Annotated in this window: 23 protein-coding genes; 20 read left to right on the top strand and 3 right to left on the bottom strand. The window is 57.0% G+C overall.

The genetic code is table 11. From position 1 onward, the window contains the following. Positions 1–101: 101 nt before the first annotated feature. The 10 genes from L8V22_RS01150 (at position 102) to L8V22_RS01195 (ending at position 9664) form a co-directional block, all read left to right on the top strand. A complete protein-coding gene (locus L8V22_RS01150) occupies positions 102–2216 on the top strand; it encodes a YhgE/Pip domain-containing protein (RefSeq protein WP_238799621.1) in 2115 nt (704 codons plus the stop codon). 152 nt (positions 2217–2368) lie between these two features. Continuing rightward, a complete protein-coding gene (gene rplS / locus L8V22_RS01155) occupies positions 2369–2713 on the top strand; it encodes a 50S ribosomal protein L19 (protein ID WP_238799623.1) in 345 nt (114 codons plus the stop codon). A 185-nt stretch (positions 2714–2898) separates the two neighbouring features. Further along, complete coding sequence (lepB, locus tag L8V22_RS01160) at positions 2899–3702, top strand: signal peptidase I (RefSeq protein ID WP_238799625.1); 804 nt, start codon at positions 2899–2901, stop codon at positions 3700–3702. Further along, on the top strand, positions 3680–4417 hold the full coding sequence (gene lepB / locus L8V22_RS01165; protein ID WP_238799627.1) for a signal peptidase I: 738 nt from the start codon (positions 3680–3682) through the stop codon (positions 4415–4417). The genes lepB (L8V22_RS01160) and lepB (L8V22_RS01165) overlap by 23 nt, the downstream gene beginning before the upstream one ends. Next, the gene (locus L8V22_RS01170; RefSeq protein ID WP_238799629.1) at positions 4404–5045 is read left to right on the top strand and encodes a ribonuclease HII; all 642 of its coding nucleotides are present in this window, start codon (positions 4404–4406) and stop codon (positions 5043–5045) included. Before lepB (L8V22_RS01165) ends, L8V22_RS01170 begins: the two co-directional genes overlap by 14 nt. 62 nt (positions 5046–5107) lie before the next feature. Continuing rightward, a complete protein-coding gene (locus tag L8V22_RS01175) occupies positions 5108–5413 on the top strand; it encodes a DUF2469 domain-containing protein (protein WP_238799635.1) in 306 nt (101 codons plus the stop codon). A gap of 172 nt (positions 5414–5585) precedes the next feature. After that, positions 5586–5984 carry a YraN family protein gene (locus L8V22_RS01180; protein WP_238799638.1) on the top strand — a complete coding sequence of 133 codons (399 nt, stop codon included), beginning with the start codon at positions 5586–5588 and terminating at the stop codon, positions 5982–5984. Continuing rightward, entirely contained in the window at positions 5971–7533 is a 1563-nt protein-coding gene (locus tag L8V22_RS01185) for a YifB family Mg chelatase-like AAA ATPase (RefSeq protein ID WP_238799641.1), read from the top strand. The genes L8V22_RS01180 and L8V22_RS01185 overlap by 14 nt, the downstream gene beginning before the upstream one ends. Then, on the top strand, positions 7530–8711 hold the full coding sequence (gene dprA / locus L8V22_RS01190; protein WP_238799643.1) for a DNA-processing protein DprA: 1182 nt from the start codon (positions 7530–7532) through the stop codon (positions 8709–8711). The genes L8V22_RS01185 and dprA overlap by 4 nt, the downstream gene beginning before the upstream one ends. A 35-nt stretch (positions 8712–8746) precedes the next feature. Next, entirely contained in the window at positions 8747–9664 is a 918-nt protein-coding gene (locus L8V22_RS01195; RefSeq protein WP_238799644.1) for a tyrosine recombinase XerC, read from the top strand. Here L8V22_RS01195 and L8V22_RS01200 read toward each other — a convergent pair. Then, a complete protein-coding gene (locus L8V22_RS01200) occupies positions 9661–10182 on the bottom strand; it encodes a M23 family metallopeptidase (RefSeq protein ID WP_238799646.1) in 522 nt (173 codons plus the stop codon). The genes L8V22_RS01195 and L8V22_RS01200 overlap by 4 nt on opposite strands. A gap of 376 nt (positions 10183–10558) precedes the next feature. On the opposite strand from L8V22_RS01200, the gene rpsB reads away from it, so the two are divergent. The 5 genes from rpsB (at position 10559) to L8V22_RS01225 (ending at position 15116) form a co-directional block, all read left to right on the top strand. Beyond that, positions 10559–11392, top strand: a complete 834-nt coding sequence (gene rpsB, locus L8V22_RS01205; RefSeq protein WP_238799648.1) for a 30S ribosomal protein S2 — start codon at positions 10559–10561, stop codon at positions 11390–11392. Between the two features lie 300 nt (positions 11393–11692). Next, positions 11693–12505, top strand: coding sequence for a translation elongation factor Ts (gene tsf / locus L8V22_RS01210; protein ID WP_238799650.1), 813 nt, complete (start codon positions 11693–11695; stop codon positions 12503–12505). Between the two features lie 266 nt (positions 12506–12771). Beyond that, positions 12772–13458 carry a UMP kinase gene (gene pyrH, locus L8V22_RS01215; RefSeq protein ID WP_238800059.1) on the top strand — a complete coding sequence of 229 codons (687 nt, stop codon included), beginning with the start codon at positions 12772–12774 and terminating at the stop codon, positions 13456–13458. 70 nt (positions 13459–13528) lie between these two features. Continuing rightward, positions 13529–14086, top strand: coding sequence for a ribosome recycling factor (gene frr / locus L8V22_RS01220; protein WP_269966376.1), 558 nt, complete (start codon positions 13529–13531; stop codon positions 14084–14086). 151 nt (positions 14087–14237) lie between these two features. After that, a complete protein-coding gene (locus L8V22_RS01225; RefSeq protein ID WP_238799653.1) occupies positions 14238–15116 on the top strand; it encodes a phosphatidate cytidylyltransferase in 879 nt (292 codons plus the stop codon). 86 nt (positions 15117–15202) lie between these two features. Here L8V22_RS01225 and L8V22_RS01230 read toward each other — a convergent pair whose 3' ends face one another. Further along, the gene (locus L8V22_RS01230) at positions 15203–15610 is read right to left on the bottom strand and encodes a LapA family protein (RefSeq protein ID WP_238799655.1); all 408 of its coding nucleotides are present in this window, start codon (positions 15608–15610) and stop codon (positions 15203–15205) included. 94 nt (positions 15611–15704) lie between these two features. Here L8V22_RS01230 and rlmN point away from each other — a divergent pair, with 94 nt between their 5' ends. From rlmN to L8V22_RS01245, 3 genes are read left to right on the top strand one after another with little or no spacing between them, the layout of a single operon-like run. Next, the gene (gene rlmN / locus L8V22_RS01235) at positions 15705–16817 is read left to right on the top strand and encodes a dual-specificity RNA methyltransferase RlmN (RefSeq protein WP_420839923.1); all 1113 of its coding nucleotides are present in this window, start codon (positions 15705–15707) and stop codon (positions 16815–16817) included. A gap of 18 nt (positions 16818–16835) precedes the next feature. Further along, positions 16836–17666 (top strand): ABC transporter ATP-binding protein, encoded by an 831-nt coding sequence (locus L8V22_RS01240; protein WP_238799660.1) that lies wholly within the window; start codon positions 16836–16838, stop codon positions 17664–17666. A gap of 5 nt (positions 17667–17671) precedes the next feature. Beyond that, positions 17672–19264, top strand: a complete 1593-nt coding sequence (locus L8V22_RS01245) for a hypothetical protein (RefSeq protein WP_238799664.1) — start codon at positions 17672–17674, stop codon at positions 19262–19264. A 186-nt stretch (positions 19265–19450) separates the two neighbouring features. Here L8V22_RS01245 and L8V22_RS01250 read toward each other — a convergent pair whose 3' ends face one another. Continuing rightward, complete coding sequence (locus L8V22_RS01250) at positions 19451–19912, bottom strand: DUF2631 domain-containing protein (RefSeq protein WP_238799673.1); 462 nt, start codon at positions 19910–19912, stop codon at positions 19451–19453. 177 nt (positions 19913–20089) lie between these two features. On the opposite strand from L8V22_RS01250, the gene dxr reads away from it, so the two are divergent. Beyond that, the gene (dxr, locus tag L8V22_RS01255) at positions 20090–21250 is read left to right on the top strand and encodes a 1-deoxy-D-xylulose-5-phosphate reductoisomerase (RefSeq protein ID WP_238799675.1); all 1161 of its coding nucleotides are present in this window, start codon (positions 20090–20092) and stop codon (positions 21248–21250) included. Between the two features lie 14 nt (positions 21251–21264). Next, positions 21265–22473, top strand: a complete 1209-nt coding sequence (locus L8V22_RS01260; protein ID WP_238799677.1) for a M50 family metallopeptidase — start codon at positions 21265–21267, stop codon at positions 22471–22473. The last annotated feature ends 45 nt before the right edge of the window (positions 22474–22518 follow it).

Genomic DNA, 22518 nt, shown 5'->3' on the forward strand with positions numbered 1-22518 from the left:
CGACGTGGAGTCCAATGTACGCCCAGATTGTTTCAAAGTGGTAAGTTTGTCAAAACTAAATAAAAAACGCTTGGTGCCATATCAATTGCAAGGAGAAGAAAATGAGCAAAGCCGCCAAAGCCGGCCATGGCAGGGGAGTGTTGGGTTGGCACCGCGTATTGGATTGGCGTCCGCGCAGTGCATTGTCACGAGTGTTTATCGTGTTCTTCCTGGTTGCGCCTATTATCGTTGCCGGAACCATGATGTGGGCGATGTGGGACCCATCCAAATACATGCGCAAAATTGACCTAGCGGTGGTGAATGAAGACGCGGGCGTCAACAAGCAAGGCGTTGATACCAACTACGGTGATCAGGTGGTAGAAGGCCTGCTGGATACCGATTACCTGAATTTCGCAGAGGTGAATAAGGATGAGGGGGACCAGGGGCTGATCAAAGGCAAATATCTCCTGGTGGTGACCATCCCTGAGGATTTTTCCAAAAAAGCGGTGTCCATCATCAGCGATAAGCCTGTCAAACCTGAAATTCACTTCGCTAGCAATGATTATTACGGAACTAACGGCTCCGTTATTTCTTCGAGCTTAATCCCGCAGGTGCAAACCAGTGTGGAAAATGCAATCTCGAAAAAATATGCTGACCAGGTAGTCGAGGGGCTCAATAAGCTCAGCGATGGAATAGGCACTGCCGCCGATGGTGCTGGACGTCTTGATGAAGGTGCTGGGAAGCTACAAGAAGGCGGTGGTCGTGCGGTCGCCGGCATAGGTGAGCTGGGTGCCGGCGCAGGAAAGCTGCATGATGGAACTGGTGCGCTGCTTGACGGCACCACCCGCCTCAATGAGGGAGTCGGGCGACTCGATGAAGGTGCCTCTCGCCTGGATGATGGTGCAACGCAACTTGCCGAAGGCTCCGATAAGCTGCTCGCTGGCACTGGCCGTCTCGCCGACGGAGCCGGCCAGATCGATGACGGGGTCAATCAGCTCACGGGAATGCTCATCCCAGTACTCAAACAGGCCCAGGTCGTGGTTCCTGCTCTTTCGCAACTGGTAGAGGTACTGCGAAACTTGGGTATGGGGCAACAGGCTGAACAGCTCCACTCGCTCGTATCCAAACTTGATCCGGCGGCGAGTGGAAACATGGTGGATAAACTGGAACAACTTTCTAGTGGTACCGGTCAGCTGTACTACAACCTTTCAGATCCCAACTCGGAGTATCTAGGCGGCATGAACAAGCTCAATGGCGGGGCGCACCGTCTAGCTGACGGCACGAAGCAGCTGCACAGTGGCATTGGAGAACTCAGCAACGGCGCCGCTCAGCTGCACGATGGCACGAGCCGCCTCCATGACGGAACTGGCACCCTGAAGACAGGAACAGACCGCTTGGCGGCAGGCGGTGCCGAGCTCAAGGGTGGTATGGATAAGCTAAAGGCTGGCTCTGGCGAACTCTCGCAGAAGCTGGCGGATGGTGCAGACAAAGCACCATCCATCTCCAAACCGGAAGACTCAGCCCAAAACATGGCCGTACCCATTAACTTCACCGCGTCCAATGTGCACCCAGTCCAAACTGTAATAAGCTCCACGGACCCTACCCGCAAGGACGTGACTGGCGGTGCCTCTTTGCTCTTAGTGCTTGTCTTTGGCTTCCTTGTCATGCTGCTGGTGGCTATGGTGTTTCCCTATTACCTCTGCCGTAAAGGAACTCCAGTTGCGCATCCTGCGCGCGGAATATTTTCCGCGTTTGTCACGCTGACTGTGCTCAACTTCTGTGTCCTTGCGTTTATGGCGCTGATGTCAGCAACTTTGGGGTGGTCACCGGCTAGCTGGTCGATGATTCTCGGGGTAATAGCGGCTATCGCGGCGGTGGGTGCGGCCACTTACCAGTTTTTCCATGTGACTTTTGGGCGAAAGATTGGAGGCATCTTTGCCGCGGGACTTTTTGCGCTCGGTGTGATGGTCTTTGGCGGTGTGTGGCCGGTGGCTGCGATTCCCCGCCCGTTGAGCATTGTGCATCCTTTCCACCCGATGACCTACGCCAAAGGCGCGTTCACGCGTGCCACTGATGGGATTCATGATGCGACCTTCTGGAATGGAATGACAGCGCTGCTCGGATTCACCCTGATCGCACTTTTCGCCTCCTATTTGGTCTTCCGCGCGCGTCACTTGGGTACGGCGAAAATCCTAGATGAGCACCTTTTTCGCTCCCAGGCTGTTGCGGCGGCGTAGCTTGGGTAGGGGAGAAAAGCAGTGCCGGGAAGCTAATTTGGTTCCTTCCGGTGCGTGTGGAAAAATAGTTCACCGTTCTATGTAACGGGCACGAACCGGTTAGGCATTATGCCGCTAGGGTCCTCTGTCCCAAACTGAAAAGGAATATTGGCATGTCCAACATTATTGACAAGGTCGATGCAGCACAGCTGCGCGACGATATCCCGTCCTTCCGCCCAGGCGATACCCTCGACGTTAACGTAAAGGTTATCGAGGGCAACAACGAGCGTGCACAGCTGTTCAAGGGCATCTGCATCCGTCGTCAGGGCTCCGGTATCCGTGAGACCTTCACCGTCCGTAAGGTCTCCTTCGGTATCGGCGTTGAGCGTACCTTCCCGGTTCACTCCCCGAACCTGGAGTCCATCAAGGTCGCCCGCCGCGGCCGCGTTCGCCGTGCGAAGCTGTACTACCTGCGCGACCTGCGCGGTAAGAAGGCTCGCATCAAGGAGCGCCGCTAGTATTAGTGCGCCGCGCGCCAACATCCCCCCTTGCGCCCTTGTGGGTGCAAGGGGGTTTCTGTGCTTTATTCAAGATGTTCCCTCGTGACTGCCGGCAGGCTTTAACCGGATAGTTGCCTGTGAATTCTCCAGCCGCGAGGGGGATAAAGTCAGAACCGAGACGTGGGGTTGCTAGGATCTAGCGCGTGAATAAAGACAGCATCTCGCAGGAACAGTCGCCTGAAGGTGAGGGGGCCAACCCCGCACAGGGGCTCGCTGCCCCGCAAGGCGATGGGGAAACCAAGAAGAAAGACATGCCGTGGCTGCTGGAAACCCTTCTAGTCGTGGCAACGGTCCTTGTTATCGTGGGCCTTTTCCAGAACTTTATCGGACGGCAGTATGTGATCCCTTCTGGTTCGATGGAACCTACCCTACATGGCTGCGAGGGCTGCACCAATGACCGTATCTTTACGGAAAAGATCTCGTATTATGGCGATGGCGAGCCAGAACCAGGCGATGTGGTCGTATTCAAAGGCACCGAGGACTGGAATTCCAACTATGTCTCGCCGCGCTCGTCCAACCCGCTAATCCACGGTGTGCAGGACGCGTTGAGCTTTGTATCTTTGGCACCGCCCGATGAAAATACCCTAGTCAAGCGTGTGGTTGCTACCGGTGGGCAGACAGTGTCTTGCCAAGAGGGCGATCCTGCAGTCATGGTTGATGGCAAGCCGATCGAGCAAGACTACGTGCAAGACCCACCCACGTACCCGGTAGATAAGTCGACAGGCTCGGAAGCCTGTGGAGGCCCGTACTTTGGTCCCGTGGAAGTACCGGAGGGAAATATCTGGGTCATGGGTGATAATCGCACGGCCTCGGCTGACTCTCGCTATCACATGAGCGATAAATTCCACGGCACAGTTCCGGTTGAAAATGTCCGCGGCAAGGTGAAGTTCGTCTTCTGGCCGTTTACCCGCATCGGTGGCATCGATGACCCGGACATCCAGGAATAAACCTTCTTCCCAACGCCTGCGCACCCGGGATTTTTTCTTCCCCGTGGTGGCAGGTTTTGTCCTGCTGGTGCTCTTACAAGCATTGGTGGGACGGATGTATGTCATTCCTTCTGCGTCCATGGAACCTACCCTGCATGGTTGTGCCGGCTGCGAAAATGATCGCATTGCAGTGCAGAAGGTCAGCTATTACTTCACAGATCCAAAACCCGGAGATGTCGTCGTCTTTGAAGGCCCGGAGTCATGGAATAACGAGTTTCAGGTCAAACGCTCGCGCAACATTATCGTGCGTGGTGCGCAGAATGCCTTGGCGACAGTAGGGCTTTTGCCCAACGGGGAAAATATCCTCGTCAAGCGGGTAATTGCAACCGGCGGGCAAACGGTGAGCTGTGAGGCTGGGGATACCTCGGTAATGGTGGACGGTCAGCCGATTGACCAATCCTTCGTGCTTGATCCACCGGAGATACCCGTAGACCTCGGCGTTGGCTCGCAGGAGTGTGGCGGTGAGTACTTCGGTCCCGTCACCATCCCGGAAGGGCATCTGTGGGTAATGGGGGATAATCGCACTAACTCCCTCGATTCGCGTGCACACTTGGGCGATAACCTACAAGGCACCGTGCCAGTAGACAATATTCGCGGCCGCGTTGAGGCTGTCATCTTGCCTCTATCGCGGTGGGGTGGGGTGGAACACCCAGAGATTTCGCATGCGGCGGCTTAAGCAACGACGCACCTATGAGCTGGCCTTGAGCAAGGCCGGGCTCGGGCCGGTGGCTGGAGTGGATGAGGCCGGGCGTGGCGCGTGTTGCGGGCCGATCACCATCGCGGCCTGTATTATGCCTGATCGCCCGATCAAGGAGCTGGCGGAGCTTAGCGATTCCAAAAAGCTGACTCCCCGGCAGCGCGAGCGGCTCTTTCCACTCATTAAAGACAAGGCTGTGGACTGGTCTGTGGTGCACATTAGCGCGGGGGACATCGATAAGCGCGGCATCCAGCACGCTAATATTTCCGGTATGCGCAGGGCGGTAGCACGTTTGGATGTCCGCCCGGGCTATGTGCTTAGCGACGCCCTCTTTATCCCCGGCCTAACCCAACCTCAGCTGCCGATTATCGGTGGCGATGCCGCCGCGCGGTGTATCGCCGCGGCGAGTGTATTGGCAAAAGTTAGTCGCGACCACATAATGCGCGACCTTGATACGCGCTACCCAGGCTATGAATTAGCCAAGCACAAGGGCTATGGCACTAAGGCGCACGAGGCCGCGATTTCGACGCTTGGAGCGTGCCCGGAACACCGGATGAGCTATGACAATGTCCGTCGCGCTCATGCGGAGTTCGCCGCGCGTGCCTAGCTAAAATTTAGGCTCCTGCGCGCTAAGCTTAGGCGAGCTAACCCACAACCTGGAGGTCCACCGTGAGTGCAGAGGAACTCGATAACTACGAGGCTGAGGTAGAGCTGTCCCTCTACCGCGAGTACCGTGACGTTGTCAGTCAGTTTTCCTATGTCGTTGAAACTGAAAGGCGCTTTTATCTGGCTAATGCGGTAGAGCTAATTCCACATACCTCTGGGCCTGATGTCTACTACGAAGTGCGCATGTCCGATGCGTGGGTATGGGATATGTACCGCTCCGCCCGCTTTGTGCGCTATGTCCGCGTCATTACCTACAAGGATGTCAATATCGAAGAGCTGGATAAGCCGGAATTCATGGTGCCGGAATAATTTTGTCAACTCGGCGCTACAAGCGTTGTGCCCTGGCTGTGGATAACAGTGCCTCGAAGCCTAGTTATTCACAACCAGGGCACTTTCCGTTTTGTATACCTTGTGTAAGCCATGCTAGCTGCGGTGTTCTGGGCAGGCCGATAAATTTCACAACGCACAAGGATAAACTGCTATGCAATTTAGCTCAGAACACCACCTAGCCACGAAGAAGCCTCGCCATAAGCAAGTCTTAGGAAAAAGGGGAGAGGCCTTTGCTGCGCGCTACCTTCGCGAACGCGGGACCGAAATCATTGCCGCCAATGTCTCTTATAAGGTGGGAGAAATTGACCTCATCGCGCGCGAGACGGACGGAACCATCGTCTTTGTTGAGGTTAAGACGCGTGCTACTTCCAGCTTCGGGGTAGCAGAGGCTGTAACCCCGCAAAAGCTAGCGCGCCTTCGCAAAGCTGCAGCGCAGTGGCTCGATGGAAAGCCGCTGTCTTCGGTGCGATTCGATGTAATAGCGTTGCTGGAGCGCGGGCAGGGGTTTGCATTAGAACACTTCAAGGGGGTCGAAGATGGCTCTAGGTAATTGCTTGACGATGTCCCTTAATGGAGTCCTAGCCCAGTTGGTCGAGGTGGAAGCGAACGTTGGCCACGGCCTGCCAGGGATACATGTAGTGGGTCAGACGGATACCGCGATCTCTGAATCGCGGGATAGGATCAAGACTGCAGCCTTTAACTCCCATCTGCCGTGGCCCAAGACCAAAGTGGTTGTCTCGATGTCTCCAGCGTCGCTTCCCAAATCCGGTTCCCACTTTGACTTACCCATAGCGCTCGCGATCCTGGCGGCGCAGGCAGAAGGTGACTTTCCGCGCTTTGGCAACTCGCCTTCGCCCGCGAGGCGGCTGCAGAGCACCCTGGTTTTAGGAGAGCTTGGTCTCGATGGTTCAGTTCGGCCTGTAGCAGGCATCATTCCCGCCCTTCTAGCTGCAAGGGAGGAGGGAATATCAACTCTTATCGTGCCGCCAGGCAACGCAGCCGAGGCTACCTTGGTGCCGGATTTGGAGGTGCTTGTCGCAACTTCTTTGAAAGAGGCTTATAGCTGGGCGTGCGGAAACCGTGAGCTACCGCAGGCGGCGAGCTTTTCCGGCTCGTTTGAAGATGTGCCTGCAGCTCCAATGGGCTTGGACTTTTGCGATATCGCGGGTCAAGCTAATGCAAAATGGGCTGCCGAGGTCGCCGCAGCCGGCGGTCACCACCTTATGATGATCGGGCCTCCTGGGGCAGGTAAATCCATGATCGCATCCCGCCTGCCTACCATCCTGCCCACACTTACTCCCGATCAGCAGGTTGAAACCACCGCGATTCATTCGCTTACCGGAACCCCAGGTGAGGTCATTGAGAGGGCTCCTTTTATCGCCCCGCATGCTTCGGTTACTCGGGCTGCGTTACTGGGTGGCGGCTCTGGGCATCCGCGACCAGGAGCGGTAAGCCTGGCCCACAATGGTGTGCTTTTCCTCGACGAGGTTAGTGAGGTTGCTGCACCTGTAATCGATGGTCTGCGTGCCCCGTTGGAAGAAGGGCAAGTTCGGCTAGCGCGCTCGCGCCAGGAGGTGACCTACCCTGCTCGTTTTCAACTGGTTATGGCTGCAAACCCGTGTAGGTGTGCTGCAGAAGACCCGACAAAGTGCCGGTGCAACCCGCATGAGCGCATGAACTATCTATCCAACCTCTCCGGTCCGCTACGGGATCGTCTAGATATGGTAGTCACCTTAAGCGGACAGGCGGCAACGATTAATGCGGAGGGCGAAGAAGACTCCGCAGCTATTGCGGAGCGAGTTGCCGCTGCCCGCGAGCGCGCCGCCGCGCGGTGGTGGGCAGATGGCATTTCCGCCCGGACCAATGGCGAGGTCCCCTCGTCCTACTTGCGCCGAAAGAGACCAGCTGCAGATGCTGCGATGGTTATGTTGTCCGCCTACCTGGCAGAAGGTGAAATCTCCCAGCGTGGGGTAGACCGTGTACTAAAGCTTTCGTGGACCCTAGCTGATATAGCAGGAAAAACGCAGCCGGACCTCGACGAGGTGGGGCGTGCGCTCGATCTGCGTGGTTCCATTAACGTGGGAAGGCTTGCGGCATGAGCGAACTAGATCTCTCCACTCCTTATGCCACCTGGGTATACCTCAACCGTGTGGTGGAAGGCCCTTCTGCTGCTTTGCAGGCCTTGCTCACGCAGTATCCGGCCGAGGAAATCGCCCATGGAATCTACCATCGTGCTGAATGGATAGGCCCGCTGCTAGCGCGCACGGCCTCCCGTTATGACTGGTTGCGTCAAGGGGAGGATATGGCAGCAGCCGAACGCGTTGGGGCTCGGCTTATCACGGCAGAAAGCCCAGAGTGGCCCACGCAGGAGTTTGATTCTGCATTCGGCTTCTATCAAAACAGCGGGCAAGCCCCAGCCACTTTTGATGAACAGGCCTTGCCACCGCATAGTCTTTGGGTGCGTGGCGCCCCTTTGAAGCAGGAGGTTGCTCAGACCATAGCGATTGTTGGCACTCGCGCCATTTCTCGCTATGGCTGGCAGGCAACCCAAAACGTAGTGTCCGGATTGATCCAACACGAATGGACTCCTATATCGGGCGGCGCCTTAGGTGTAGATACCGTTGCGCATGAAACTGCTTTGCACAACAACGGGCACACAGTAGCTATAGTGGCGTGCGGCATCGATAGGGACTATCCGGCTCGCAATGCCAACTTATTTGCCAAGATCGCGGATAACGGGTGCATTATTTCCGAATTTGCACCGGAGACCGCACCGAAGCGACACCGGTTCTTGACGCGCAATCGCTTAGTGGCAGCACTTAGTCACGGCACCGTAGTTATGGAAGCGGCTTTTCGTTCTGGCGCACTAAATACTCTCAACTGGGCAGAAGCGCTAGGACGTGTGGCCATGGCTGTTCCGGGGCCGATAACCACCAGCGGCTCGCTGGGCTGCCATCAGCGCATTCAGGAAGGCCGTGCACAGTTGGTCACCAGCGCCGATGAAATTCGCGCTTTAGTTAGCCGCGCCGGGGAAGTAGATCCAGGTGCACAATACGAAATCAATTTTGCGGCAACGATGACACAACGCCTCTCCCGCAATGAGTTGCGGGTCTTTGATGCAACACCGCCGCCAGGACAAGAGAAAGCTACGGCAGAAGACATTGCCCGCGAAGCGGGATTTCGTCTGCCGCTGACAGTCCACCTCCTGCTGGCGTTAGAGAAAATGTGTGTGGTTGTCCGCCATGGCAATACCTGGTCGCGCCGGGAAACCGAATAAAAGGCCCCGGCGAAAGGAGAGTACACTGCTGTGGCATGAGTGAAGATGGAGTTTCCGCTAAGGCGCCAGATGTGCAGGGGCAGATGGCTGAGGCTATCGAGGACTTCGCGGACTTCCAACTGCATGTGAAAGGCCGTGCGGAGGCTACGGTACGCGGGTATCGCTCAGATCTGCGTGACCTTGCTCGCAGCGTGCCCACCTTTGCGGAATTTAACCTCAATAACCTGCGCCAATGGCTGGCAGAGGCTGTGGCGGAAGGAAAGTCGCGCTCCACCTTGGCGCGGCGCACAGCGGCGGCAAAAGGTTTTTCCACGTGGGCAGTGCGCGTGGGGCACCTGGAGCGAGATGTAGCCGCACGGCTAGTCACGCCCAAGGTAGGCCGTCATCTACCGACGGTTCTATCTCCCGGGCAGGCCGGTGAGCTAATGGGCAATGCGGTCTCTGCCGACGAAGCTCACTTCCTCCGCGATAGCGCCATTTTAGAATTGCTGTACGCCTCCGGGATGCGCGTGGCGGAGCTGGTGCGGCTAGACCTGAGCGATATTGATTTTCACCGCGGTACCCTGCACGTAACAGGTAAGGGAAATAAGCAGCGCGTGGTGCCTTTTGGCCATGCGGCCCACGATGCTCTACAGCAGTGGATGGAAAAGGGCCGTGGACAGCTCGCCGCGGCAGAAACTAAAGCCGTATTCGTAGGCAGCAGGGGAGGGCGCATCGATCAGCGCCAGGTGCGGCGCATTGTAGATAGGGCCGCCAAAGTTACTGGTACACAGGGGCTTACCCCGCACGGAGTGCGGCACTCTGCTGCCACCCACCTCCTAGAAGGCGGGGCAGATTTACGCGTAGTGCAAGAACTATTGGGACACTCCTCTCTTAACACCACGCAGATCTATACCCACGTATCTGCGCAACGATTGCAGCGCGTATACAACCAGGCCCACCCCCGAGCTTAAAGCGGCTTGAGGCGTATTACCGGCATATCCAGCAGGGTTAAGGGATCAATATAGGTATCCTTTGCGATGAGAGCACCCCAGTGCAGGCCGGGATAGCCATCGACGGGGTTGCCCAAGCGGCCAATGACTTGTCCTTCGCGTACTTCTTGACCTTGTTTAACGGTGCCGTGGACGGGCTGATAGGTCGTCCTGACTCCGTCCGCATGGGAGATGGAAACGACCGGTTTTCCTGCCACCGTGCCTACAAACGCGATAACGCCATCTTCAGCAGCTACGACTGGAGAGCCCACGGCGAGGGCCATGTCTACGCCACGGTGGCCGGGGCTCCACTTTTGCTCTGGTGCTTCGAATCCGCGCAAAACCCGCGCCGGGCTCGGCTTGCCCGAAGCGGGATCAACGTAGGCTGTTGCTGGTGGACAGCACAGTAAAAGGAATGAGACAACGGCGAGCGAACCGAAGTAGCGGCTGGAGGGGCGTCGGCAAGCGGGCTTGAAAATAGGTGTGAGAATTGAAGTCATGAGCATAGTCTCTGCGGGATTCGCGCTGCGCGGGAAGGCCAATTTCTTTACCTGTGGATAAAGCCCAGCACATGGTGTACATGGGGCGAGTGTGGCGTGTGGTGCAGGCTAGTTTTGGCAAAGATGTGGAAAAGTCGCGTTCGGTTTGGAAAACCAGCTAAGGGGGATTAATCTTTGGGCAGCAGTGTGTCCACCACGTGGAGGCATTGACTACGCGCGGCGAAGTTGTCGCTTTCTGCTGGAAGGAAGAGACAGCCTGGCGGCTGACGTGGTCCTTGGAAACAAGGTGTCAGCGGGGCCTTCGTTGCTAGGGTGCGGAATAAAACACCGCACAATTGAAAAACCGAAAGACAAGATAAAAGAAAGCGAGCGAATCATGGCAGTTGTAACCATGCGCGAGCTCCTCGACGCTGGTGTGCACTTTGGCCACCAGACCCGTCGCTGGAATCCGAAGATGCGTCGTTTCATCTTCACTGACCGTAACGGCATCTACATCATCGACCTGCAGCAGACGCTGACCTACATTGACGAGGCTTATGAGTTCGTCAAGGAAACCGTTGCACACGGCGGCACCATCCTGTTCGTTGGCACCAAGAAGCAGGCTCAGGAAGCAGTTGCTGAGGAAGCAACCCGCGTCGGTATGCCTTACGTAAACCACCGCTGGTTGGGCGGCATGCTCACCAACTTCCAGACCGTATCCAAGCGTCTGAAGCGCATGAAGGAGCTTCAGGCAATGGACGAGCGTGAGGACGGCTACAAGGGCCGCACCAAGAAGGAAGTTCTCATGCTCAACCGTGAGCGTGCCAAGCTCGAGCGCGTTCTGGGCGGCATCTCCGATATGGCGAAGACCCCGTCCGCTCTGTGGATTGTTGATACCAACAAGGAGCACATCGCGGTCAAGGAAGCTCACAAGCTGAACATCCCAGTTGTTGCCATCCTGGATACCAACTGCGACCCGGACGACGTCGACTTCCCGATCCCGGGCAACGACGACGCCATCCGTTCCACCAAGCTGCTCTCCGGCATCGTTGCCACCGCTGTAGAGGAAGGCAAGAAGGCTCGTGAGGAGCGTCAGCTGGCTGCAGCCAAGGAAGCTGCCGGCGACTCTGCTGAAAAGGAAAAGCGTGACGCTGAGGCGGCTGCCGCAGCTTCCGATCCGGCTTCCGCAGAAAAGTCTGAGGAAGCATCCGCAGACAAGGCCGAGAAGTAATCGTACTTTCTTGGTAGGAACCTTCCTTACCTGCGCTTAACTGAATACCCCACGCACTTTTGGTGTGGGGCAGCAAGGGAGCAATACCTGCCCAAGGCTGTTTACCAACCCCCGCCACCGTGCTCAAACGGCGGCGGGGGTTGGTTTTATCTATGCTGGGTGCTGCTGAAGCCAGCTCCACCTTCATGCATAGGTGAGAAAAAGGGTGGTTTCTGCCACCCTAAAGCGGCGCGATTTCACCGCGTCGACTACGCTGTTTGAACGAATACTGTTTGATTTTCAAGGAGGATCGCCCCAACTATGGCGAACTACACTGCTGCAGACGTCAAGGCACTGCGCGAAGCTACCGGCTCCGGCATGCTCGATTGCAAGAAGGCTCTGGAAGAGTCCAACGGCGACTACGATAAGGCCGTTGAGTACCTGCGCATCAAGGGCGCTAAGAACGTCTCCAAGCGCGCTGACCGCGAGGCAACCGAAGGCCTGATTGCTGTTTCTGGCAACACCATGGTCGAGATCAACTGTGAAACCGACTTCGTTGCTAAGAACGAGGCTTTCAAGAACTTCGCAGCCAAGATTGCTGACGCTGCCGCTGAGGCCAAGGCAAACTCCGCAGATGAGCTCAACAACATTGAGATCGACGGCAAGAAGGTTTCCGAGGTAGTGGATGAGGAGTCCGCTAAGACCGGTGAGAAGCTGCAGGCACGCCGTGCAGTTACGGTAGAGGGCGACAACGTTGCCGTTTACCTGCACCAGCGTTCCGCTGACCTGCCGCCGGCAGTGGGCGTTCTGGTTTCCTACGAGGGCAGCGAGGAAGGCGCTCACGCTGCAGCCCTGCAGATTGCTGCAATGAACGCTGAGTACCTCACCCGCGAGGACGTTCCTGCAGAGATCGTCGAAAAGGAGCGCGAGATCGCTGAGGCCACCACCCGTGAGGAGGGCAAGCCAGAGGCAGCCCTGCCGAAGATCGTGGAAGGCCGCCTGAACGGCTTCTTCAAGTCCATCGTTCTGCTGGAGCAGGCTTCCTTGTCTGATAACAAGAAGACCGTAAAGCAGGTTGCGGAAGAGGCTGGCACCACCATCACCGGCTTCGTTCGCTACGAGGTTGGCGCTTAAGCACGCTCTCGCTTTTAAAACCTAGCCCACAAAGGATCGTCCTTTGTGGGCTTTGTTGTGCCTAAACGGGGCTGATAAACGCTGCTTGTTCGGGCTGTGTGGTTTTCTAGCGCGTAGCGATAACGTACTGGTCTGCATCGGCAGGCGGTGTGAGGATGCGAAAGTAATATGGGTAAGATGGGGCGGAGATTGAAACTGCCCCGTGTTAAGGAGACGAAGTAGGCGTGACTGCTGCAGATATTAAGCGAACCCGATACAAGCGAGTAATGCTAAAGCTGGGCGGTGAGATGTTCGGTGGTGGCAAGGTCGGTATCGACCCAGATGTGGTTGAAAACGTCGCCCGCCAAATCGCTGAAGTCTCCCGCCAGGGAATTGAGATTGCAGTGGTCATCGGCGGCGGAAACTTCTTCCGTGGCGCAGAGCTATCTCAGCGCGGTATGGACCGCGCTCGCTCGGACTACATGGGCATGCTGGGCACGGTCATGAATTCCCTCGCATTGCAGGACTTCCTCAAACAGCAAGGCGTTGACTGCCGCGTGCAGACCTCCATCAACATGGCGCAAATCGCTGAGCCGTACCTGCCGCTGCGTGCTGACCGCCACTTGGAAAAGGGCCGCGTGGTTATCTTTGGCGCTGGCATGGGTATGCCGTACTTCTCTACCGATACAACCGCTGCCCAGCGCGCCTTGGAAATCGGCGCCGAGGTCCTTTTCTTGGCCAAGGCTGTCGACGGTGTCTACTCGGATGACCCGCGTACTAACTCAGATGCAGAACTCTACTCCGAGATTACCCCGCGTGAAGTCATTGAAAAGGGCCTCAAGGTGGCAGATGCCACGGCCTTTAGCCTGTGCATGGACAATGATATGCCGATTTTGGTCTTTAATCTGCTGGAGGAGGGCAATATCGCCCGCGCTGCCGGCGGTGAAGTTATCGGCACGCTGGTGCAGTCCTAATACTGCAACTGCTGCGAACCTGCTACCTTTTATACAGCCACCCCTATTCGTTTAAGGATGATTTAGCCTCATGATCGATGAGATTCAGCTCGAAGCAGAAGAGCACATGACCGCTTCCGTCGAGCACACCCGCGAGCAGCTGGTGACCATTCGTACCGGCCGCGCGAACCCCACCATGTTCAACGGCCTGGTAGCTGAGTACTACGGTGTTCCTACCCCGATTACTCAGATGGCCACCATTTCCGTGCCGGAGCCGCGCATGCTGCTCATCAAGCCTTATGAGCAGTCCATGATTCATGAGATTGAAAACTCCATCCGCAACTCGGACCTAGGCGTGAACCCGACCAATGATGGACAGGTTCTGCGCGTAACCGTCCCGCAGCTGACGGAGGAACGCCGTAAGGAAATGGTGAAGCTGGCCAAGAGCAAGGGTGAGGACGGCAAGATTGCTATCCGTAATATCCGCCGCAAGGCCATGGAGCAGTTGAAGAAGCTGCAAAAGGACGGCGACGCTGGCGAGGACGAAGTTGTCGCAGCAGAAAAGGAAATGGAAAAGATTACTTCCGGCTACATCGATCAGGTGGACAAGCTGGTAGCGAATAAGGAAAACGAATTGATGGAGGTCTAAGACCTCCCATCGTTGCCGCCGCGCCCATCCCCGGCCGGCGGCGCTTTTTCTGTTCCACGGCCTACGGCCCCTGATACTCGGGGTGCGAGGGCGGAGAATCTGAAGAAGCCAGCGGGGTATCCGAGAGAGACACCGAAAGGAGCCGGTCACGGTGAGTGATGCCATAAATCGCCGATTGCCACAGCCCAAGAATGGTGCAGGACGTGATTTGCCGGCCGCTATCGGGGTTGGCGTAGGCCTAGGCGCACTTGTCGTGCTCGCTGTATGGGCCGGTCCGCTCGCATGGTACGCCGTCGTGGCCCTTGCAGTAGGCGTAGCCATGTGGGAGGTGCTCAGCCGCCTGCGGGAGCATTCTTACTATATTCCGCGCACGCTGCTCATTATTCTTGGCCAAGCGATGGTGTGGGTTTCTTGGCCACTGGGTGCTCCCGGTCTTGTGGCGGTTTACGTCACCTCGGTGCTAGCGCTTATGTTTGGCCGTCTGTTCCACAACGGGCGGCATCGCCCCCCAATTAATTACTTGCGAGATATGTCCGTCGGCATTTTTGTCCTGACGTGGATTCCGCTTTTTGCCACCTTCGCAGCCATGCTGTCGCTGGTATCGACCCCGTTTGCCAGTGGTGCTGCGTCCATTGTTGTTTTCATGCTGTGCGTGGTGGCTTCCGATACCGGCGGTTATGTCGCCGGCGTGATGTTTGGTTCGCACCCTATGGCACCTGCGGTGAGCCCCAAAAAATCGTGGGAAGGCTTTTGTGGGTCCATCGTCTTTGGCGTGGTGACCGGTGCGCTTACGGTAAAAATCCTGCTCCATCATGATGCCTGGGTGGGCGGCCTGATGGGACTTGGGCTGGTCATTTGTGCCACGTTGGGTGACTTGGTGGAATCCCAATTTAAGCGCGAGTTGGGTATTAAGGATATGTCGGCCTTGCTGCCTGGCCACGGCGGATTGATGGACCGCCTAGATGGCATGCTGCCATCCGCTATGGTTACCTGGGTAGCCATTAGCTTCCTGGCAACGTTTACTCCGTAGAACCGGAGGATATGCGAAAGCCGCCTTTCCTACAATCACCGCCTGGAACGAGGTGGGAAAGCAGGGGAGAGGCGGCTTTTGAAGATCTATACCTGCTGCGCTTGCTTGCGCAGCTGGCGGCGCAGTTCAAACATACGCCAACCACCGACCAGCGCCATGATGAGCGCACCGCCGATGGCAAAAATGAGGAAAGCAATTCCGGCGGGGAACTCGCCGGACCAGCCCAGGAAGTTCATGGGAACCTCGTGTTGGTTTTGCATCATGAACACAATGAGAACGATGAGCAGCAGGAAACCTACGATGAGCGCGATCCACGTGCTAGCCGCGAAAGAACCCTTCGCCTTACCGGAGGGCTGGGTGGAATAAGAGGTGGAGTCAGAGGCCGTTGGCTCTAGGTCAGAACTGGTCTCCGCAGCAGAAGAGCGCATCTCCGTTGAGGAGATGTCCGCGTCGGAAGAAGAAAAGTCATCTGCAGAATAATTCGGATTTGTCATGGAACCATTATTTCTTTAAACCTGTCGATTATGCCACTTGGCACGGCTTTCAATTGGAAAAACCCACGCAGACCGTGGAAAGATGGGCAATATTATGGCTCAACCAGTGAAACTTAACTTCTCCGCCCCGCGCCGCGGACTTCCTCCGAAGCACTTCGCGGACCTGACCGAAAGCGAGCGAATTGACAAGCTCGCAGAAATTGGCCTACCCAAATTCCGTGCGAAGCAGTTGGCTAAGCACTATTACGAGCACTATACCGACAACGTGGAGGATATGACTGATATCCCTGCCGGCAAGCGGGAGGCAGTCAAGGAAGCTTTCTTTCCTGAGCTGATGAAGCCCATCCGGACCACCTCCACGGATGACGGCGAGACTACGAAGTCCCTGTGGCGTTTGCACGATGGCACGTTGCTGGAGTCGGTTCTGATGCGCTACCCAGGACGCGCCACTTTGTGTATTTCTTCCCAGGCAGGTTGCGGTATGGCCTGCCCGTTCTGCGCTACCGGCCAGGGTGGTTTGGACCGTAACCTTTCCACGGGTGAGATTGTCGAGCAATTCCGCCACGCTGCGGCGGCCATGGCTGCAGAAGGCGGGCGCCTTTCTAATGTGGTCTTCATGGGCATGGGTGAGCCGCTGGCTAACTATAAGCGAGTGGTGCAGGCCGTACGCCAGATTACTGGCCAAGATGGTGCCGGCTTTGGTCTATCTCAGCGCAACGTGACCGTCTCCACCGTGGGTTTGGCTCCGGCTATCCGCAAGCTTGCGGACGAGGACTTGGCTTGTACTCTGGCTGTTTCCTTGCACACTCCGGACGATGAATTGCGTGACGGTCTAGTGCCGGTCAACAACCGGTGGTCCGTTGATGAGGTGCTGGATGCCGCGCGTTACTATGCGGATAAGTCCGCGCGTCGCGTGTCCATTGAATACGCCCTAATTCGCGATAAGAATGACCAGGATTTCCGCGCAGATATGCTGGGGCGCAAGCTGCACCAGAAGTTGGGCTCTAAGGTCCACGTTAATGTCATTCCGCTGAACCCCACGCCGGGTTCGGAGTGGGACGCGGCCCCGCAGGAACGCCAAGACGAGTTCGTGCGCCGCGTGCAGGCCCAAGGCGTTCCCTGCACAGTGCGTGATACTAAGGGCGATGAGATTGCGGCGGCGTGTGGTCAGCTCGCAGCGGATGAGCGGGAAGATAAGTCTGCCTAACTGATAAGATTGGCGGACATGATTGTTCCGAATTATCCGCCACTTGCAGATGATCCGACCACGCAGGCCTTTGCCGTGCGCGGTCTGAACAAAATTTTTGCTGGACGCCCCGCGGTGTCGAATTTGAGCCTCGACATCCCGCGGGGCTCTATTTATGGCATCGTTGGCCCTAATGGCGCAGGCAAGACCACCATGCTGACTATGGCGTGTGGCCTGCAACGCCCAGATAGCGGCGAGGCCTTTATCGCTGGGCACAATACGTGGCAGGATCCGCTACCAGCCAAGGCGGCCATGGGCCTGCTTGTTGATGGCGCTCCGGTCTTTGACCGTTTATCGGGCCCAGAGTACTTGTTTTATCTCGGCGCATTGCGTCGCATGAATCAAGCCGAGGTAGAGCACCGCAGCGCACAGCTATTGGAAGCCTTGCAGCTTGCCGACGCCGCCGATAAACCCATTGCGGACTACTCCGCCGGCATGACTAAAAAGATACTTCTGGCTGGCGCGCTTCTGCATAATCCAGAGGTCGTGATACTAGATGAGCCTCTAGAGGCAGTGGATCCCGTTTCGGGGCAGCTTATTCAAGAGATCCTGCGTGCCTATGTCACCCGCGGAGGCACAGTAATCCTGTCTTCACACGTTATGCAATTAGTGGAAGGCTTATGCGATCACGTAGCCATCATCGCCGGTGGCCAGGTGCTCTCCGCCGGCCACGTGGAAGATGTGCGCCAAGGCGGCAGCCTGACGGATGCCTTTATCCACTTCGCCGGCGGAAGTGAATTTGATGCAGACTCTTTCGAGTGGTTGCGCAGCGAAGGCGGCACAACGCAGCGTGGGGAAGGGGAGGAGTAGGCGCAATGACTTCGACCCTGCTCAAGCTGCACCGCACCCTGTGGGCCCGCAGCCTTAAAGCGAATGCTGCAGCGGTTATGATCCCGATCTGCCTTTTGCTCTATGGACTCATCGGGCTAGCATCGCTCGCCGCTCTTGCTGCGGCAGATATTTCCACTGGAACTGGGAACGTGCAAGCCCTAACCGTGGCCCCTGGTCTTGGCACGCTTGCTTTCATTGTTATCGCCCTCATCATGCCCAGTGGAGAGAACCAGCTATCTGCCCGCGAACTTTCCGCGTTGCCGCTGCGGCTAAAAGACATCACACCGGCACTCGCTATCGCCTCGGTGCTTAATTTACGCGCCCCGGTATCAGTCTTGCTGTCCATTGCTTATGCGGTGGCCGGAAGCGTGATCCTGGCGGCAAACGGGAAGGCATTGTTCATCTTGCCTTTCTGTCTAGGAATGCTTTTCGCCCTTGTGCTGACGCTGGTGCTGGTGGATCTCGCGGTTTATGTGGGGGCTACTGCCGCGGAGCTTAGTTCCACGAAGCTTAAGGCCTTAGGCTCGGTGGCAGTGTTTGTGCTTATCTTTGGCTCGACTCAACTTTCCTCCCTCGCCGGCTCTGACTTCCCTTTGGGAACGGTAGGTGAAGGATTAGCATGGACGCCTGTAGGAGCGCCGGTGGGGTGGGCGCTTGCGCTTGCTCAAGGCGGACTGGTGGAAGCCTGCGCACAATTTCTCATCGCCGTAGTAACGCTGGGTGTAGCTGTGTGGGCGTGGCATCGATTGTTGCGGCGGCAATTCGAGCACCGCACGGTTTCCCCGTCGGCACGCAATCACCGTGAGAAGTCCAAGGGGATAAGCCGCTTTTCCCTTGGTTCCTTTTCCTATAGCAGCCCTGCTGCCATGGAATTTACGCGCTCGCTGCGCTATATTTTCCGTGACTCCCGCCTTATTGGCAGCATTATCATGCAGCCAATTCTGGCAGTCGTCTTGATCATCCAGGGCTTTGCTATTGACTCCGATTTATCGTCAGTAGGTTTGTTATTTCTGGGGCTGATAGGCGGAATAGTTGCTACCAATGATTTTGGTTATGACGGTCCAAGCCTGTGGGTAAAGATGGCCGCCCCAGTTCGTCCGCGCACGCTGCTTTACGCGCGGCACTGGGCGCACATGGCGCTATCCGCCATAATTTTTGTGCTCACGGCGATGCTGCTTTTTGCATTCAGTGCGGATAAAACTCGCACTGCCTGTTTGGCGGTTACTGCCTTGGGAATCTTCATTTCTTCCGCCGGATTGTCCTTGCTGCTCACCACCTTTAATCCCTTTGCCACCGCGCGGCCTGGAGGGAATATGTGGGCGGATAAATCCGGCTACTCGGCTAGTGCCTTCTTAAGCGCTATTTTGAGTTTGTTTATTGGCTGGGCACCTATTATCCCAGGCGTCATCCCGATGGCCATCGGCTACGGTTCGAATAAGGTGCTAGTTGCGCTGGGGTTTGTACTCGTTATCGCTGTGCCTGCTGCGTATTATATCCTCGCCCTCCGCGTCAGTGGTAAGCGCGTGGATAGTACCTTGCCCGAGATCTACGCCAAGGTGGGCCACTGGGTGTCCTAAACCCAGAGCGCTTCTAGCAAGCATCACCTGCATCGCAGAGCTGCTAGGGGCGCGGTGCGGGCAGAACGGCACCCAGCAGAGCGACACCCAGCAGAGGGAGCGCGAGAGGACGTCGTCAAGCGGAGACAAAAAGAAACCGCCGACCTTCGCAGGGAAGGGCGGCGGTAGCTAAAGTGTGCTGAAAGCTTAGAGCGCGTGCTTGCCGGAGGAAACCGGGGTGGCGTTGTTGGTGCCTGGCTCAACGCGCAGGTGAGAAACGCGGGAAGGCTCGATGTTGAGCGCGCGCAGCTGGGAATCGGTAAGCTCTGCGTATGCGCCAGTGCTGGTCTTTTGGTCGTAGACCCAGTCTGGCTCCTGGTGGCCCACCGGCTGGTTGCGGGCGGTCACGGTGCGCACCTGGTGCAGCTTAGGCTGGAAAGCGTGAATGAGCAGGCCAACTGCTACCAAGATAGCCAAGGCGATGAGCCAGATGGTCTCAACGTGGCCTTTGTGGTTACCAAAGTTGTAGGCAAGCAGGAACAGGACAGAGATCCAACCAGCAATCTGTACGCCAGAGCGGCTGATGCGAGACCAGCCGAATCCTGCGGATGGGACGTCCTCAGTAGAAACACCGTCATATACCTGTGGTACCGGCTTGTGGGAAGACACTTGCTCTCCTTCGCTTCTGCGTGTGCCCGTCTGCGCGATGGGCGTGCGGGCACACCAATGCCATTTGTCTGCTCAACATTCTAAAACATTGCACCCTAGATGGCGATTAAACACCCCCGTTGCAATGCCGGTTACCTGCCGTACCCGCCCCGTGGTGATGGGCGCTAGGGTGGAGGGGTGACTACACAGCGAATACTCATTCTTGGTTCCACCGGTTCAATCGGCACGCAAGCTTTGGAAGTTATTGCGGATAATCCCGATAAATTCGACGTAGTGGGAATCGCGGCGGGCGGCTCCAACCCGCAGCTCATCATTGAACAGGCTCGCCGCCTCAACCTTTCGTTTGACCACGTTGCAGTGGCTAAAGAGGAGGCTGCCGTCGAGGTCTCCGCCGCTTTGGGCGGCTCGGTATTAAGCGGCGCCGATGCGGCAGAGAACCTAGTGCGCTCGACCCCGGCCGATACTGTACTCAATGCTCTAGTGGGATCCCTCGGCCTTAAAGCCACTCTAGCGACGCTGGAGATGGGGGAGTACTTGGCCTTGGCTAATAAGGAATCCCTCGTCGCCGGTGGCAGGCTTGTTACCCAGGCGGCGCGCCCCGGCCAGATTATTCCCGTCGATTCGGAACATTCCGCCATGGCGCAGTGCTTGCGGGCCGGTGAGGAAGGAGAGCTAGACAAGCTCGTGCTTACCGCTTCGGGCGGGCCTTTCCGCGGGTGGTCGCGCGAAGAGATGTGGGACGTGACCCCAGAGCAGGCGGCGCAGCATCCCACGTGGTCGATGGGCCAGATGAATACCCTCAATTCAGCAACGCTCATCAATAAAGGTCTAGAGCTGATTGAGGCTACGCTGCTCTTTGACATCGACCCCGAGCGCATTGATGTCACCGTGCATCCACAGTCCATAATTCACTCTATGGCTACCTTTAAAGACGGCTGCACCATCGCCCAAGTTTCGCCGCCGTCGATGAAGCTGCCGATTTCACTGGCACTGAATTGGCCGCACCGCGTGCCAGGTGCGCAGCCTTCCCTGGATTTTGCGCAGGCACATGACTGGCGGTTTGAGCCGCTTGACGATGCCGCCTTTCCCGCCGTCGATCTCGCCCGCCGCGCCGCGGCAGAGGGAACAGGTGTCATCTATAACGCCGCCAATGAGGAAGCGGCGGCCGCGTTTTTATCCGGTCGTATCCACTTTCCAGAAATCGTGGACGTAGTAGGCAAGGTTCTTGATTCCGCTTCCGAGTTTGCTGGTGTAGTCTCTAGCCTCGATGAAATCCTCGCGGTAGAAGGCGAGGCGCGCAGGCGCGCGAATGCGCTTATTGATTCGCTGGCTGACTAGAAAGCTTTCACACCATGGCAAATTTGCTGGGCATTGTGTTTTTCGCCCTTGGCATTGGGCTTACCGTAGCGCTGCATGAAGCAGGCCATATGCTCACCGCGCGTGCCTTTGGTATGCGCGTGCGCCGCTATTTCATTGGATTCGGGCCACGGGTGTTTTCCTTCCGGAAGAGGCACACTGAATACGGGCTGGCGGCTTTTCCAGTGGGTGGCTTTTGCGATATCGCTGGAATGACCGCCCAGGATGAATTCCTCACCGAAGAAGAAGAGCCCCATGCTATGTACAAAAAGCCGTGGTGGCAGCGCATTATCGTGTTGGCAGGTGGCATTGGCGTCAACCTGGTTTTGGGTTTTGTCATTCTTTATTTTGTCGCGATGACGGCGGGCTTGCCCAACCCGGATGCTGATGTGCGCCCCCGCGTGGGCGAGGTGACCTGCTCGGCCAATCAGAAGCCGAACCAAGAGCTGGAGGAGTGTACGGGGTCGGGCCCTGCTGGCAAGGCTGGTGTTCGACAGGGAGATATCATCGTGGCCCTCGATGGCCAGAAGCTGGATTCTTTTACCCAATTGCGCGATGAAGTCATGCAGCGCCCCGGTGAGACCGTCACCCTGACGGTGGAGCGCGATGGGAAAGATAAAGACATCCCAGTCCACCTGGATACGGTTAAGCGGCTTAACAAAGACGGAGAACTGATAGATGCCGGCTCTATCGGGTTGAGCAATCAGCTTATCGATGTCGTCGAAAAGCACGGCGCCGTCGACGCACTACCGGCAACGTGGCGCTTTAGCACCTACTCGCTGGGGGCAACGGTTGATGGCCTCAAACAGTTCCCCGGCAAAATTCCGGGTGTAGTGGCCTCCATCTTTGGTCAGGAACGCGAGGCTGATGGCCCCATGTCTGTTGTCGGCGCTTCCCGCGTGGGTGGCGAATTAGCGGAACGTTCCCTGTGGTCGATGTTCTTTATGATGCTGGCCACGCTGAACTTCTTCCTAGCGCTTTTTAACCTGATTCCGCTGCCGCCCTTTGACGGCGGGCATATCGCCGTCATCATCTATGAAAAGCTGCGCGATGGGATCCGCAAGCTGGCAGGCAAGCCAGCTTTGGGCCCGGCCGACTACACCAAGTTGATGCCGGTGACGTACGCGATGGCTGCGCTGCTGATGGGCGTCGGCGTCATCGTTATCGTTGCGGATGTGGTAAACCCCATCCGGCTATTTGGTTAGCAGCCGCGGCCATCGCTGCGCGTACTTCAGGCATAAAGCAAGCAG

This window comes from Corynebacterium yonathiae, assembly GCF_027570195.1.
Taxonomy (GTDB): Bacteria; Actinomycetota; Actinomycetes; order Mycobacteriales; family Mycobacteriaceae; genus Corynebacterium; species Corynebacterium yonathiae.

Bases quoted from the DNA above. Each gene is read 5' to 3' on its own strand.
- L8V22_RS01150 (WP_238799621.1), top strand. From the start codon at position 102: ATGAGCAAAGCCGCCAAAGCCGGCCATGGCAGGGGAGTGTTGGGTTGG.
- rplS (WP_238799623.1), top strand. From the start codon at position 2,369: ATGTCCAACATTATTGACAAGGTCGATGCAGCACAGCTGCGCGACGAT.
- lepB (WP_238799627.1), top strand. From the start codon at position 3,680: ATGACCCGGACATCCAGGAATAAACCTTCTTCCCAACGCCTGCGCACC.
- L8V22_RS01170 (WP_238799629.1), top strand. From the start codon at position 4,404: ATGCGGCGGCTTAAGCAACGACGCACCTATGAGCTGGCCTTGAGCAAG.
- L8V22_RS01180 (WP_238799638.1), top strand. From the start codon at position 5,586: ATGCAATTTAGCTCAGAACACCACCTAGCCACGAAGAAGCCTCGCCAT.
- L8V22_RS01185 (WP_238799641.1), top strand. From the start codon at position 5,971: ATGGCTCTAGGTAATTGCTTGACGATGTCCCTTAATGGAGTCCTAGCC.
- dprA (WP_238799643.1), top strand. From the start codon at position 7,530: ATGAGCGAACTAGATCTCTCCACTCCTTATGCCACCTGGGTATACCTC.
- L8V22_RS01195 (WP_238799644.1), top strand. From the start codon at position 8,747: ATGAGTGAAGATGGAGTTTCCGCTAAGGCGCCAGATGTGCAGGGGCAG.
- L8V22_RS01200 (WP_238799646.1), bottom strand. From the start codon at position 10,182: ATGACTTCAATTCTCACACCTATTTTCAAGCCCGCTTGCCGACGCCCC.
- rpsB (WP_238799648.1), top strand. From the start codon at position 10,559: ATGGCAGTTGTAACCATGCGCGAGCTCCTCGACGCTGGTGTGCACTTT.
- tsf (WP_238799650.1), top strand. From the start codon at position 11,693: ATGGCGAACTACACTGCTGCAGACGTCAAGGCACTGCGCGAAGCTACC.
- pyrH (WP_238800059.1), top strand. From the start codon at position 12,772: ATGCTAAAGCTGGGCGGTGAGATGTTCGGTGGTGGCAAGGTCGGTATC.
- frr (WP_269966376.1), top strand. From the start codon at position 13,529: ATGATCGATGAGATTCAGCTCGAAGCAGAAGAGCACATGACCGCTTCC.
- L8V22_RS01230 (WP_238799655.1), bottom strand. From the start codon at position 15,610: ATGACAAATCCGAATTATTCTGCAGATGACTTTTCTTCTTCCGACGCG.
- rlmN (WP_420839923.1), top strand. From the start codon at position 15,705: ATGGCTCAACCAGTGAAACTTAACTTCTCCGCCCCGCGCCGCGGACTT.
- L8V22_RS01240 (WP_238799660.1), top strand. From the start codon at position 16,836: ATGATTGTTCCGAATTATCCGCCACTTGCAGATGATCCGACCACGCAG.
- L8V22_RS01245 (WP_238799664.1), top strand. From the start codon at position 17,672: ATGACTTCGACCCTGCTCAAGCTGCACCGCACCCTGTGGGCCCGCAGC.
- L8V22_RS01260 (WP_238799677.1), top strand. From the start codon at position 21,265: ATGGCAAATTTGCTGGGCATTGTGTTTTTCGCCCTTGGCATTGGGCTT.